This window comes from Stenotrophomonas indicatrix (assembly GCA_041545745.1).
Lineage (GTDB): Bacteria > Pseudomonadota > Gammaproteobacteria > Xanthomonadales > Xanthomonadaceae > Stenotrophomonas > Stenotrophomonas indicatrix_A.
Genome location: CP168152.1, coordinates 2,850,935 through 2,863,692 on the forward strand (window position 1 = coordinate 2,850,935; position 12,758 = coordinate 2,863,692).

The window sequence follows — 12,758 nt, forward strand, 5'->3', positions numbered from 1 at the left end:
GCATGGCACCCACCAAAGTCAGAGCGATGCCATGCAAGCATGGCCTCTACCGGGTTCAGCCGATGGTTTCGATACCGCCCATGTACGGGCGCAGGGCTTCGGGCACGGTGATGCTGCCGTCGGCGTTCTGGTAGTTCTCCATCACCGCGATCATCGCGCGACCGACGGCCACGCCCGAGCCGTTCAGCGTATGCGCCAGCTCCGGCTTGCCGGTGGCCGGGTTGCGCCAGCGGGCCTGCATGCGGCGGGCCTGGAAGTCGCCACAGTTCGAGCACGAGGAAATCTCGCGGTAGGTCTCCTGCGACGGCAGCCAGACTTCCAGGTCGTAGGTCTTGATGGCCGAGAAGCCCATGTCGCCGGTGCACAGCAGCACCTTGCGGTACGGCAGGCCCAGCTTCTCCAGCACCACTTCGGCGCAGCGGGTCATGCGCTGGTGCTCGGCGTCACTGTCTTCCGGGCGGCAGATCGAAACCAGCTCGACCTTCTCGAACTGGTGCTGGCGGATCATGCCGCGCACGTCGCGGCCACCGCTGCCGGCTTCGGAACGGAAGCACAGCGAGTGGGCGGTCATGCGCAGCGGCAGGCGCTCGGCGTCGAGGATCTCGTCGCGGGCGATGTTGGTCAGCGAGATTTCCGAGGTCGAGATCAGGTAACGCTTCTGCTCACCCAACTGGGTGATGAACATGTCTTCTTCGAACTTGGGCAGCTGGCCGGTGCCGTACAGGCTGTCGGCGTTGACGATCACCGGCACGTTGGTTTCCTGGTACTCGTGCTCGCCGCTGTGCAGGTCGAGCATGAACTGGGCCAGGGCACGGTGCAGGCGCGCGATCGGGCCACGCAGCACGGTGAAGCGCGAGCCGGACAGCTTGGCAGCGGTCTCGCCGTCCAGCCACTTGTTGCGCGCGCCCAGTTCGACGTGATCGAGCACCTTGAAATCGAACTGGCGCGGGGTACCCCAGCGCGACTGCTCGACGTTCTCGCTCTCGTCGGCGCCGGCCGGCACGTCATCGGCGGGAATGTTCGGGATGCCCATCGAGATCGTGTCGATCTTCTCGCGCAGCTCGTCCAGGGCCACTTCCGAGGCCTTCAGCTCATCGGCGAAGGCGGCCACCTCGGCCATGATGGCTGAAACGTCCTCGCCCTTGGCCTTGGCCTGGCCGATGGCCTTGGAACGGCTGTTGCGCAGGCTCTGCAGCTCCTGGGTACGCACCTGGATGCGCTTGCGATCCGCCTCCAGTGACTCCAGGGCAGACACGTCGAGCTCGAAGCCGCGGCTGGTGCGCAGGCGTTCGGCGAGGTCGGCGGGCTGGTGGCGGAGCAGGGCTGGATCAAGCATGGCAGGCGTCGTGGTGGGTAACAGGAACGGGATTATCGCCTGTTATACGGAATTCTGCCGCCCGGTTCATTCCGGTCGTGGCAGAATCGAGGCATTCCGTACTGGTCTGGTCCATGTCTGCTCCCCGTCCGTCGCCTGCCAAGTCGTTCACCGTGCATATCCCGCGCAACGCCCTGAAGATCGCCGGCATCGCCTTCGGCGTGGGCATCCTGCTGTTCGTGCTGGTCTGGCTGACCGGTCGCGACAAGGAATTCTTCCGCGCCGACCCGGCCGCACAGACGCCGCAGGAAACCGCCCAGGTGGAACCGCTGCCCGAGCCGCTGGCCGCAGCCGCGGGCTCCAGCGACATGCCCGACGCCAAGCCGGCCCCGGTGCCGGACGAAGAAGATACGCCGAAGCTGGTGGAGACCGCCCCGCCCCCGCCGCCGGCCACGGTTGAGCCAGCCCCGTCCGCGCCGGGCACTGCGGCGCCGGCAACCGCCAATGCGCAGCCGATGCCGATTGCCGGCCAGTCGCCGCCGCCGGCCTATCCGGCCGCCGCCCTGCGACGCGGTGAAGCAGGCAGCGTGGTGGTGCGGGTGGAGGTGGACGCCACCGGCTACCCGAACAACGTGACGGTGATCCAGCGCAGCGGTTCGCGTGAACTGGATCGCGCGGCAACGGACGCGGTGCGTCGCTGGCGCTTCAGCCCCGCGGTCAGCAATGGCCAGCCGGTGCCGGGCAGCATTGAAGTGCCGTTCGATTTCAAGCCGCAGTAACTGAATGCTTCCCCGCAGAAAAGCTGAACCTTGCAAGTCGCGTTGACGCAATGCTGACACGCTGCGACGCCGCCTCGGGCAACACTCTGGGCGTCGTTACTGACGTGAGGAGTTTGCGATGACTGCCACCACCCACGAGAACCTTCATTCGCCGCAACTGCAGCAGAATGGCGCGCTTGAGCCCCGCTCGACCTCTCCTTGGCTGTGGCTGGCCCTGATCGTGGCGATGTTCGCAGCCGCTTTGGTCTGGCTGCGTTTCGCCAGCCATGATGAGGTTGCGCCGGCGCCGGTAAGCGAGCGCATGCTGCCGGCCACGGAAACGCCGGTTGCTATCGCACCGGCCCCGGCTACGCGCCAGGCCGCGCCTGCGCAGAGCCAGCGCAAGGCGGCTCCGGCCGTACGAAGCCGTGAGGCGCGCCCGCTGGCAAGCAACAGCAAGCCCAGCTATCCGGCCGCCGCGCTGCGTAGCGGCGTGCAGGGCAGCGTGGTTGCCAGCTTGAACGTCGATACCCGTGGCAACGTGACCGATGCGGCGATCGTGTCGCGCAGCGGTGAACGCAGCCGTGACCTCGACCGTGCCGTGTTGAACACCGTGCAGGGTTGGAAGTTCGAGCCGGCCGTGCATCAGGGCCGCGCCGTGGCCAGCGTCGTGCGCGTACCGGTGGATTTCCGTACCGAACGTTGATCGCCGGTAACGCCTGAAATGAAAACGGAGGCCTCGGCCTCCGTTTTTTTTGTGCGCAGAAGCGTGCCAACCAAGGTTGGCCCCTACCAGGCCATGTGATCCGCCAGGCCACGCCCGGCGGATGTGGTGCCGATCAGGCCAGGTTGAAGCCGGCGCTGCGGGCCAGGCCGTCGAAGTCCGGGAAGGACGTTGCGACGTTGGCAATGTCGTTGATGCGTACTTCGCCATGGCTGATCTGGCCGGCAATGGCGAAGGCCATCGCGATCCGATGGTCGCCGTGGCTTTCAATGGTGCCACTGCCCAGCGCTACGCCGCCGTGCAGGGTGGCGCCATCTTCGGTTTCGTCCACCTGCATGCCCAGCGTGCGCAGGCCGGTCGCCATCGCCGCCAGACGATCGGATTCCTTCACCCGCAGTTCGGCAGCGCCGGTCACCACGGTCTGCCCTTCAGCGGCGGCAGCGGCCACGAACAGGGCCGGGAATTCGTCGATCATGTCCGGCACCAGTTCCTCCGGAATGCGCGCGCCCTTCAGCGGCGCGTAGCGCACCACCAGATCGGCCACCGGTTCGCCACCCTGCTCTGCCGGGTTCTCTTCGGTGATGTCCGCGCCCATCAGGCGCAGCGCGTGCAGCAGGCCGGTACGGCGCGGATTGAGGCCGACCTGCTTCAGGCGAAGCTCGGAGCCGGGAATGATGCTGCCAGCGACCAGGAAGAACGCGGCCGAAGAGAAGTCGGCCGGCACCACGATGTCGGTCGCGCGCAGGCGCTGGCCGCCACGCAGGCGGGCCTTGCCTGGCGAGAACGCGATATCCACGCCGAATGCGGACAGCATGCGCTCGGTGTAGTCGCGGGTCGGGTGCGGCTCGGTGACGCTGGTTTCGCCATGCGCGTACAGGCCGGCCAGCAGCACGGCGGACTTGATCTGTGCGCTGGCTACCGGCGAGGAAAAGTCGATGCCGTTCAGCGTCTGCCCGCCATGCACGTGCAGCGGTGGCGTGCCATCTGCCTCGGTGTCGATCTTCGCGCCCATCTGCGACAGAGGACCGGTGACGCGGCGCATCGGACGGCCGGACAGCGATTCGTCGCCGACCAGCGTGCTGTCGAATGCCTGACCGGCCAGCAGGCCGGCGAGCAGACGCATGCCGGTGCCGGCGTTGCCGCAATCAAGCGGTGCGCTGGGTGCCTGCAGGCCGTCGATGCCGACGCCGTGCACGATCCGCTGCGATGCGCTGGGAGTTTCGATGCGCACGCCCAACTGACTGAAGATGCGCGCGGTGGCGCGGGTGTCTTCGCCTTCCAGGAAGCCTTCGATATGCGAGGTGCCATCGGCCAGCGCGGCGAACATCACCGAGCGGTGCGAGACCGACTTGTCGCCGGGAATGGTCAGGCTGCCCTGCAGGGGCTGGCCCTTGCGGGCGATCCAGTGCTGCGCGTTGCTCATCGTTGAATTGTTCCGTAAGCGCCGAGTCGCCGGCGGTGCATCAGGGGGCGGCGACCGCAGCCGCCGCAGCAGGGATCAGGGCACGGCCACCGGATAGGAGCCAAGCACCTTGATCTGCGCCGAGTGCGCTTCCAGCTCGGCCAATGCGGCCTGCATCGGCGCGTCGTCGATGTGGCCGGCGAGATCGATGAAGAAGCCGTATTCCCACTTGCCGTGATGCGAGGGCCGCGACTCGATGCGGTTCATGCTGATGCCATGGCGCGCGAACGGGCTGAGCACATCGAACAGCGCACCGGGCTTGTCATGGATGAACACCAGCACCGAGGTCCGGTCGTGGCCGGAGGTCGGGAAGATGTTGCGGCCCACCACCAGGAAACGGGTGGTGTTGTCGGCATCGTTCTGGATCGGCTTGGTGACGACCTTCTTCAGGCCGTACACGTGGCCGGCGCTCTCGCCGCCGATGGCTGCAGCGTCGTCGGCATTGCGCGCACGGCGCGCGCCTTCGGCGTTGCTGGCGACCGGGATCTTCTCGGCCTTGGGCAGGTTGGCGCGCATCCATGCCGAGGTCTGCATGAAGGATTGCGGGTGGCCGTAGACGCGCTCGATGTCTTCGATGCGGCCACTGCGCGACATCAGGTACTGCTGTACGCGCAGCTCCACTTCGCCGCAGATCTTCAGGTTGGAGGTGAGGAACATGTCCAGCGTGATCTGGATGGTGCCCTGCCCCGAGTTTTCCACCGGCACCACGCCGAAATCGGCGTTGCCCGCCTCCACTTCCTGGAACACTTCTTCGATGCTGGCCATCGGCAGGCCCAGCGCCGAGCGGCCGAAGTGCTTTAGCACGGCCTGCTGGCTGAAGGTACCTTCCGGGCCGAGGTAACCGATTTTCAACGGCTCCTGCTGGGCCAGGCAGGCCGACATGATTTCGCGGTAGACGTGCACCAGCAGCTCATCGCTGAGCGGGCCTTCGTTGCGGTCCACCACCATGCGCAGCACCTGCGCTTCGCGTTCGGGGCGGTAGTAATCAACGGCGGCGGCGAGTTTGCCCTTGGCCTTGCCGACCTGGTGGGCGAACTGTGCGCGCTCGGCGATCAGGCTCTGGATGTCACGGTCGATCTGGTCGATCTTCGAACGCACATCGGCCAGCGCCAGTGGCGCCAGGGTGGGCACCGCGGTTGCCTTCGACTTGCCCTTCGGCTTGGAGGTGGCGCTGTCCTTGGCCGGTTCGGCCTTCTTCGACGCCTTCTTGCTGGGTTTGCTTGCCATCGGAATTCCTTGTTGCGGGGCGCGCACCCGACGATGCGCGCCGTTCATTGCTCAGCCGTGACGCTGCTGGAAATCAGCCATGAAGGCGACCAGCGCCTCGGCCCCGGCCAGCGGCATGGCGTTGTAGAGCGACGCACGAATGCCACCGACCACCTTGTGGCCCTTCAACGCCAGCAGGCCGGCGGCCTTGGCTTCGGCGACGAAGCGGACATCCAGGTCGGTGTTGGGCAGGAAGAACGGGATGTTCATCCGCGAGCGCGCCGAATGCGCGACCTCGTTGCGATAGAAGCCGCCGGAGGCATCGATGGCGCCGTACACCAGCGCGGCCTTGGCGGCGTTGCGCTTGGCGAACTCGACCACGCCGCCTTCGGCCAGCATCCACTTGAACACCAGGCCAGCCAGGTACCAGTTCCAGGTGGGCGGCGTGTTGAGCATGGAATCGCGGGCGACGTGCGAGCGGTAATCGAAGATGTCCGCACGCGGCTGGCCACTGCGCTCCAGCAGGTCGCGGCGGATGATCATCACCGCGATGCCGACCGGACCCAGGTTCTTCTGCGCACCGGCGTAAATGATGCCGTAGCGGCGCACGTCCAGCGGCTCGCTGGCGATGGATGAGCTGAAGTCGGCCACCAGCGGCACGTTGCCGGTGTCGGGCACATCACGGAACTCGACGCCGTGAATGGTCTCGTTGGCGGTGATGTGCACGTAGGCGGCATCGGGCGAAAGCTGCCAGGCGGCGCGCTCGGGCAGCTGGCGATAGCCTTCGGCCTCGCTGCTGGCGGCGACGTTGACGTCCACGTAGGGGCTGGCCTGCTTGACTGCGGTCTTGCCCCAGTGGCCGGTGACCACGTAGTCGGCACGCTGGCCGGGGCTGGCGAAGTTGAGCGGAATCAACGCCTGCTGGGTGGTGGCGCCCCCGGGCAGGAACAGCACTGCATAGTCCTCGGGAATGTCGAGCAGGCGACGCAGGTCGGCCTCGGCCTCGGCGGCCACGGACATGAATTCCGGACCGCGATGGCTCATTTCCACGATGGAGGCACCGCTACCGTGCCAGTCCAGCATTTCCGCCTGCGCCTGGCGCAGGACCGATTCCGGCAACGTGGCAGGGCCGGCACTGAAGTTGAACGCGCGCGTCATGGCACACCTGTGGGGCAAGACCGCTAGTATGCCGCACTGCACCAGCCTTGCGGCCTTGTGGCGCAAGGGAAATTTGGTTGCATCCGTATCCATTTGCCGCGCGCGGTGCGGGGCCGTGCATGGTCTTGGTAGCCGCCAACCTTGGTTGGCGTACGCCGGCAGGCGTCATGGGTGCGGAGGGAACGTGCCAACCAAGGTTGGCATCTACCAGAGAGAAGGCCGGTAGCGCCGGGCCATGCCCGGCGGATGCGGTTCAGCGCGCGCCGAACCAGAGCAGCAGGCTGAGCACCGCCGCCAACAGCAACGCACTGCCGAGCAGCCAGGGCCAGCGGCGCACCCGACGCGGTGCGACCGGCACCATGGGCGCCTGTTCGGCTTCGTCGCTGCCTTCGTCATCGGCCAGCGGCGGGCGTCTGCGCGGGTCATGCGGCACTTCCAGCACGAACCGGTGCTGGCCATCGAACACCACCTGGTCGCCGGCCTGCAGCCAGCAGTGGCGGACGGCTACGCCGTTGACCCGGGTGCCATCGGCACTGCCCAGGTCACGCAGCAATACCCGCTCGCCGTGTACTTCCACCCGCGCGTGCTGTTCGGCGAAGGCAGGCTCGTCGATCTCGATGTCGACATCGCTGCCACGGCCGATCACCCGCGTGCGCGACAGGGGGTAGCTGCGGCCGTGATGCAGGCCACCGACACCGCGCAGCAGGCGCTGCTCGTCACCGTTGCCTTCAACGCTGGCGGCCGGCGCCGGTGCCTGCAGCAGGGTGTCGACCTCGCCCTGCAGGACCATTTCCACGCCGTCCACATATACCGCGTCACCGGCCCGCAGCAAGGCCATGCGCCGTACCGGGCGGCCGTTCACATGAATGCCGCGGATACCGTTGCCGACCTGCAGCCAGAGGCCGCGATCGTCCATGCAGAACTGCGCGAGCAGCAGCGCGCCGTTGCCGGCATCGCCCAGGCGCACGCTGCCGTTTGCCTGGCGCACGATGCGCTGCACCCCGGGCCGTAGCGGCTGGTCGGGCTGTTGTTGTTGACTGAAGTGAACTAGCAGGTTCTGCACGCGGCGCAGACTAGCAGGTTGGCCGCCTACGAAGAAGAACCTGCGATGAGCGCTTGGCGTGGGCGCTGTCGATGCGCACAATGCTCGCCCTCTCACTGATCCCCGCCCTGCGCCAGGAGCCTGCATGTCCACCATCGATGTCCGCCACGCCCATACCCTGCCCGACACCCAGGCACGTGAAGCGATCGAGCAGGTTGCCGCCAAGCTGGGCGAACGCTTCGGCCTGAAGTCGTCGTGGGCCGCCGACGTGTTGAACTTCTCCGGCAGTGGCGTGGACGGTGCGATCGAACTGCAGCCGGGCGCGGTGCGGGTGACGGCCAAGCTGGGCTTCCTGCTGTCGGCGATGAAGGGCATGGTGGAAAGCGAGATCCAGCGTGTGTTGAAGGAAAAGCTGGGCTGAACCTGCGCTGCGGCCATCACGGCCCAGCAACGTCGGCGCGCGCTACTCTCGGGGGTAGGCCCAACTCCCACGGGGAATGCAATGAACCGTTACGAGAATGACGATCGCCGCGACGACGATGCCGGCTTCGGCGACCAGGCAGAACGCTTTTCGCGCAAGCTGAGCGATTCGGCCCAGCAGGTCTGGCTGGCCGGACTTGGCGCCCTTGGGCGCGCGCAGGCAGAAGGAGGCCGGTTCTTCGATGGCCTGGTGAAGGAAGGCGAAGCCTGGGAAGCCCGCCGCCGTGAACGCAGCGGCGAGCAGGAACCGGGCTGGCGCGACAACGTCGAGCACTCGCTGGACGAAGCCCGCGAGAAGGCATCCGGAACCTGGGACAAGGTCAACAAGGCCTTCGATGACCAGGTGCAGGGCGTACTCAAGCGACTGCACGTGCCGACCGCCGATCAGGTGACCGCGCTGGAAGCCCGCATCGATGCCCTGACCGCACGCCTGGCCAAGCTGGAACACCGCGCCTCCACCGACGTGGATGCCCCCTCGCCGGGCAGCCACCAGTCACCGGGCAGCACGCCCTGAACCGCCTTTGTTGCAACGCAATAAATTTTCGTTGACAATCGCGTAGAACCCGCCAATCGCTTCGGCTGCCGTTTGTTCCCTCCCCTCACGGCTTCAGGATTGGCGGGTTTTTTCGTGTCTGGCGCGTGCAGATCTGCGGGCTGCATCACGGTTGTTGTCGGGAACACCCTGACGCAATCAACCGGTCGGCCCTTTACACTGTGGGCTTCCGTTTTCGCCCCTTCCGTCGTCGCCCTGCATGCTTCCCTGGATTCTGGCCCTGCTGTCGGCCCTGCTTACCTGCACCCTGGCCACCGTCTATCTCTGGTGGTTCAAGCGCCGACGTACCGAAATGCAACTGGGCCTGCAGGCCCTGGCGGGCATGCACTGGCGCGAGTTTTCCACCCTGATCAAACGCATGCTGCGCGAGCAGCGCGGACTGCGTGAACTGCAGGACCCGAGCGAGGAAAGCCGTGAGCCGAGCAGCGATTTCCTGCTCAGCGACGGCCCGAACAACTGGCGGGTGTCGTGCAAGCACGGGCTGGCCTATCGCATCGGCACCGCTGCGGTGAACGAACTGGGCGCTGCCGCGCGACTGGCGGGCGCCAAGGGCGGCATGCTGATCACCGAAGGCCGGGTTGAGCGCGATGGTCTGGCCGCCGCAGAGAAGCAAGCGGTGGAAGTGATTGATGGTCCGCGTCTGTGGCCGCTGCTGCAGCCCTACCTGCCGACCGATGTTGACACCCGCGTGCGCGCGATTGCCCGCCATGAGGCGCTGCGCCGCATCGCCATTGCCGCACTGGCTTCAATGACGCTGGGGCTGCTGGTCGGGCTTGGCCTGCAAGGCCTGCGCACCGAACAGGCAGACCCGATTCCGGCTCCCGCCGATGCACCTGTCGCGTCGCCGGCTGCACGTCCTTTGCCGACGCCCGCCGCGCCGGACAGCGCCGCGAATGTCCCCGCTCCCGTGGTCGCCACAGCCGCGCCGCAGAACACCGACGACGCGCGCAGCAATCCCAACCCCGACGCTGCCACGCTGGACCGCTACCAGGCCGAACTGGCCCGCGCGCTGGCCGGGCAATCCGGCATCGCCAGCGGCGTCTGGCTGACCCGGCAGACACTGGCGATCAACCGCACCGGCGAACTGGAAACAGTGTGGCCTCGCGTGTGCCAGGAAGTGCTTCGCTACCCTGCCCTGCGCAACGTGCGCGTGCAGCTCAACGCCCGCCCCGGCGTGGATGAGCCGGTGCGGTGGCGGCAGTGCGCGACGTATTGATGGGCTGAGGCGTGATGGTACCGGGCCCAAGCTCGGCCACCGCATCGTCAGCCCTGTGCCGCCAGGTGCGCGATGTAACTGGAGCGCGACTCGCCGGCCGCCTTGGCCTGCGCATCCAGACGCGCGAGGATGCGACGCGGCAGGCTGATATTGACCCGCTCGATGGTGTCATCCAGCAAGGAAGGATCGATGCAGATGTAAGCGAGGATCCACGCTGTTGCTTCATCGGCCTCGGCAACCACCTTCTGCGCCGATGAAGGGCGCGGAATCGGGCGGCCTGCATCCAGCGCAGCATCGATCCATCCCAGTGCCGCCTCCTCAGCAGACGTCAACGCATCGTCGAGCGTGTCTGCAGCCGAGAAGCAGCCGGGCAGATCCGGCACGATCACGCTCCACGCGGTACGTTCATCGCCGGCCTCGATCAAGACTGGATATCGCATGAGGGCTTCCTACGTCAGTCCCGCAAGCTTCCGCAATGCCTGTACCAACCCTTTTCCCAGATCCTTCTTGGGATGCGGAACGGTGATGATGTGAGGCCGGTGCGGATGCACGAATACATGATGGGATCTGCGGATACGGCGACAGGACAAGCCCGCCGCTTCCAGCTCCCGGATAAGCCCCGCTCTTCATGCAGGAACCATACACATCGTACACACGCGACGACAGAGCGCAAGACGACAGCGCCTGTACCACCGCGGAGAACGGTGCGTCCTCCCCTATCGCGCCCCGGGCGAGAAGCGCGCGACCAGATCCCAGGCATCCCCCAGGAACATCTGACGCACGCGGGTGATCGGCTGTTCACCGCGCCAGGTCAAGCGCTCAATCACCAGGCAGGCGGTACCGGGCTTCACGTCCAACAGCTTGGCGGTGGGCGCGTCGGCGCCCCAGGCGCTGATGCGGTGCTGGGCGCGTGTCCACGACACGTTCTGCAGCAGCCAGCTGCCCGGCGCGGTGGTACTGAAGTCCACCTCCAGCACCTCGGGCACGCCGACCGGGCTGATGAGGCGATGCTCCAGCGCCAGCGGCCGGCCATCGGCCAAGTGCAGGCAGCGCATCGCCAGCAGCTGTTCACTGCCCGCCAGCTCGACTTCACCGGCATTTGCCGCCTCGGCCAAGCGCAGTTCGCGCTGTAGCAGGCGGTAGCCGTACTGATGCCCGCGCGAGCCGACCTCCATTGCGATGTCCGGGATCTCCAGCGCCACCTGTTCCAGATGCGGTGGCTGCCGGGCCACGAACGAGCCCGCTCGGCGGCGGCGCTCGATCATGCCGCTCTCGGCCAGCGCCGTCAGCACCTTGTTCACCGTCATCCGCGAGCAGCCGTACTGCTCCATCAACTCGTGCTCGTACGGGATACGGAAGCCCGGCGCCCACTCCCCGCTGAGGATGCGGCTTTCCAGTTCGCTGCGGATGCGCTGGTTGAGCGTGGCGGACTTGCTGGCCTTCACGTAGTGGGGTCTCGATAGTGGGAGGCGATCAGCCCAGCACGCCACGCAGGGCAGCGGCGAAGGCGGTGGTGATGGCCTCGCGCTGCAGGTGGCGGCCCTCGGCCACGCACTGGCGGCCATGGCGCCAGACCGATCGCAGCGCGCCATTACGTGCGGCGAACACCCAGCTGTCAAGCCATGCGTCACCGTGTCGCGCCTGCAACGCGGGGTGCGCGGCATCCAGCTCAACCATGTCTGCGCTGGCACCCACCTGCAGGCCGGCAGCCACGCCCAGCGCCTGTGCACCGCCCTGCAGTGCCCCTTCAAACAGGAAGCGCCCGGTGCTGCGACCGGCATCCGGGGCCAACACGTTGCGCCCCCTCAGGGTCAGGCGCTGGCCGTATTCCAGCAGGCGCAGCTCTTCTGCGGCATCGACCAGCACGTTGGAATCGGAGCCGACACCGAAGCGCCCGCCCTCGCGCGCGAAAGCCTGCATCGGGAACAGGCCGTCACCCAGATTCGCCTCGGTGATCGGACACAGGCCGGCCACGGCGTTACTGGCGACCATCTGCGCACGCTCGTCGTCGGTGATGTGGGTGGCATGCACCAGGCACCAGCGCGCGTCGACCGGGACATGGTTGTACAACCACTGCAGCGGTCGCTGTCCGCTCCATGCCAGGCAGGCCTCGACCTCGCGCACCTGCTCGGCAATGTGGATGTGTACCGGGCCATTGGTCAGCGGCAGTAGTGCGCTCAGCTCCTCGCCGGTCACCGCGCGCAGGCTGTGCGGGGCGATGCCGACCACCGCATCGGGCAGCGTGGCCAGTGCAGTGCGGGCGCCATCAAGCAGCTGCGCGAACCCTTCGACGTCATGGATGAGGCGGCGCTGTGCCGGATTCGGCGGCGCCCCACCGAAATCGGCGTGGGCGTAGAACACCGGCAGCAGGGTCAGGCCGATGCCGGTCTGCTCGGCCGCAGCGGCGATCTGCACGCTCATCTCGGCGCGATTGGCGTAAGCGCGGCCATCGGCATCATGGTGCAGGTAATGGAATTCGCCGACGCGGGTGAAGCCGCTTTCCAGCATCTCCATGTACGCCTGGGCGGCGATGGCCTGCACTGCATCCGGGCGCAGATGGGCCAGGAAGCGGTACATCAGTTCGCGCCAGCTCCAGAAGCTGTCGCCGTCGCCGCCACCGATCTCGGTCAGCCCCGCCATGCCACGCTGGAAGGCGTGGCTGTGCAGGTTCGGCAGGCCCGGCATCAGGATGCCCACGCGGGTATCACCGTGCTGCGCTGCCTGCCCGCGCGTGACCGCCGCGATGCGCCCCTCCTGCACCTGCAGGCGGACATCGGCGGCCCAGCCGTCGGCCAGCAGGGCGTGGGCGGCATGGAAGGAGTACGGGGAACGCGAATCGGACAT

14 protein-coding genes are annotated in these 12,758 nt (G+C 67.0%); 5 read left to right on the forward strand and 9 right to left on the reverse strand.

What is annotated here, in order from left to right:
* Positions 1-55: 55 nt before the first annotated feature.
* Positions 56-1,336, reverse strand: coding sequence for a serine--tRNA ligase (gene serS, locus ACEF39_RS13135; RefSeq protein WP_025878753.1), 1,281 nt, complete (start codon positions 1,334-1,336; stop codon positions 56-58).
* Between the two features lie 113 nt (positions 1,337-1,449).
* Between serS and ACEF39_RS13140 the strand changes: the two genes are divergently transcribed.
* Both ACEF39_RS13140 and ACEF39_RS13145 read left to right on the forward strand, forming a co-directional pair.
* Positions 1,450-2,094 (forward strand): energy transducer TonB, encoded by a 645-nt coding sequence (locus ACEF39_RS13140; protein ID WP_500285363.1) that lies wholly within the window; start codon positions 1,450-1,452, stop codon positions 2,092-2,094.
* 118 nt (positions 2,095-2,212) lie between these two features.
* On the forward strand, positions 2,213-2,779 hold the full coding sequence (locus ACEF39_RS13145) for an energy transducer TonB (protein WP_500285364.1): 567 nt from the start codon (positions 2,213-2,215) through the stop codon (positions 2,777-2,779).
* 133 nt (positions 2,780-2,912) lie between these two features.
* On the opposite strand, the gene aroA is transcribed toward ACEF39_RS13145, so the two are convergent.
* The 4 genes from aroA to ACEF39_RS13165 all read right to left on the reverse strand — a co-directional run bounded on the left by aroA (position 2,913) and on the right by ACEF39_RS13165 (position 7,686).
* Positions 2,913-4,220, reverse strand: coding sequence for a 3-phosphoshikimate 1-carboxyvinyltransferase (gene aroA / locus ACEF39_RS13150; protein WP_500285365.1), 1,308 nt, complete (start codon positions 4,218-4,220; stop codon positions 2,913-2,915).
* 75 nt (positions 4,221-4,295) lie between these two features.
* Positions 4,296-5,486, reverse strand: a complete 1,191-nt coding sequence (gene pheA, locus ACEF39_RS13155; protein ID WP_025878757.1) for a prephenate dehydratase — start codon at positions 5,484-5,486, stop codon at positions 4,296-4,298.
* 51 nt (positions 5,487-5,537) lie between these two features.
* The gene (gene serC / locus ACEF39_RS13160) at positions 5,538-6,623 is read right to left on the reverse strand and encodes a 3-phosphoserine/phosphohydroxythreonine transaminase (RefSeq protein WP_500285366.1); all 1,086 of its coding nucleotides are present in this window, start codon (positions 6,621-6,623) and stop codon (positions 5,538-5,540) included.
* A 253-nt stretch (positions 6,624-6,876) separates the two neighbouring features.
* Positions 6,877-7,686 (reverse strand): FHA domain-containing protein, encoded by an 810-nt coding sequence (locus ACEF39_RS13165; RefSeq protein WP_500285367.1) that lies wholly within the window; start codon positions 7,684-7,686, stop codon positions 6,877-6,879.
* A 124-nt stretch (positions 7,687-7,810) separates the two neighbouring features.
* On the opposite strand from ACEF39_RS13165, the gene ACEF39_RS13170 reads away from it, so the two are divergent.
* The 3 genes from ACEF39_RS13170 to ACEF39_RS13180 all read left to right on the forward strand — a co-directional run bounded on the left by ACEF39_RS13170 (position 7,811) and on the right by ACEF39_RS13180 (position 9,914).
* A complete protein-coding gene (locus tag ACEF39_RS13170) occupies positions 7,811-8,086 on the forward strand; it encodes a polyhydroxyalkanoic acid system family protein (protein ID WP_025876985.1) in 276 nt (91 codons plus the stop codon).
* Positions 8,087-8,167: 81 nt separating this feature from the next.
* Positions 8,168-8,659: a phasin family protein gene (locus tag ACEF39_RS13175; RefSeq protein WP_025876984.1), complete on the forward strand. Its 492-nt coding sequence runs from the start codon at positions 8,168-8,170 to the stop codon at positions 8,657-8,659.
* Positions 8,660-8,897: 238 nt separating this feature from the next.
* Positions 8,898-9,914, forward strand: coding sequence for a restriction endonuclease (locus tag ACEF39_RS13180; protein ID WP_500285368.1), 1,017 nt, complete (start codon positions 8,898-8,900; stop codon positions 9,912-9,914).
* Between the two features lie 47 nt (positions 9,915-9,961).
* Here ACEF39_RS13180 and ACEF39_RS13185 read toward each other — a convergent pair whose 3' ends face one another.
* From ACEF39_RS13185 to ACEF39_RS13200, 4 genes are all read right to left on the reverse strand, one after another.
* Positions 9,962-10,354, reverse strand: coding sequence for a type II toxin-antitoxin system HicB family antitoxin (locus ACEF39_RS13185; protein WP_500285369.1), 393 nt, complete (start codon positions 10,352-10,354; stop codon positions 9,962-9,964).
* A gap of 9 nt (positions 10,355-10,363) precedes the next feature.
* Positions 10,364-10,504 carry a type II toxin-antitoxin system HicA family toxin gene (locus ACEF39_RS13190; protein ID WP_500285370.1) on the reverse strand — a complete coding sequence of 47 codons (141 nt, stop codon included), beginning with the start codon at positions 10,502-10,504 and terminating at the stop codon, positions 10,364-10,366.
* Positions 10,505-10,630: 126 nt separating this feature from the next.
* Positions 10,631-11,359 (reverse strand): histidine utilization transcriptional repressor HutC, encoded by a 729-nt coding sequence (gene hutC / locus ACEF39_RS13195; protein ID WP_500285371.1) that lies wholly within the window; start codon positions 11,357-11,359, stop codon positions 10,631-10,633.
* Between the two features lie 28 nt (positions 11,360-11,387).
* Entirely contained in the window at positions 11,388-12,758 is a 1,371-nt protein-coding gene (locus ACEF39_RS13200; protein WP_500285372.1) for a formimidoylglutamate deiminase, read from the reverse strand.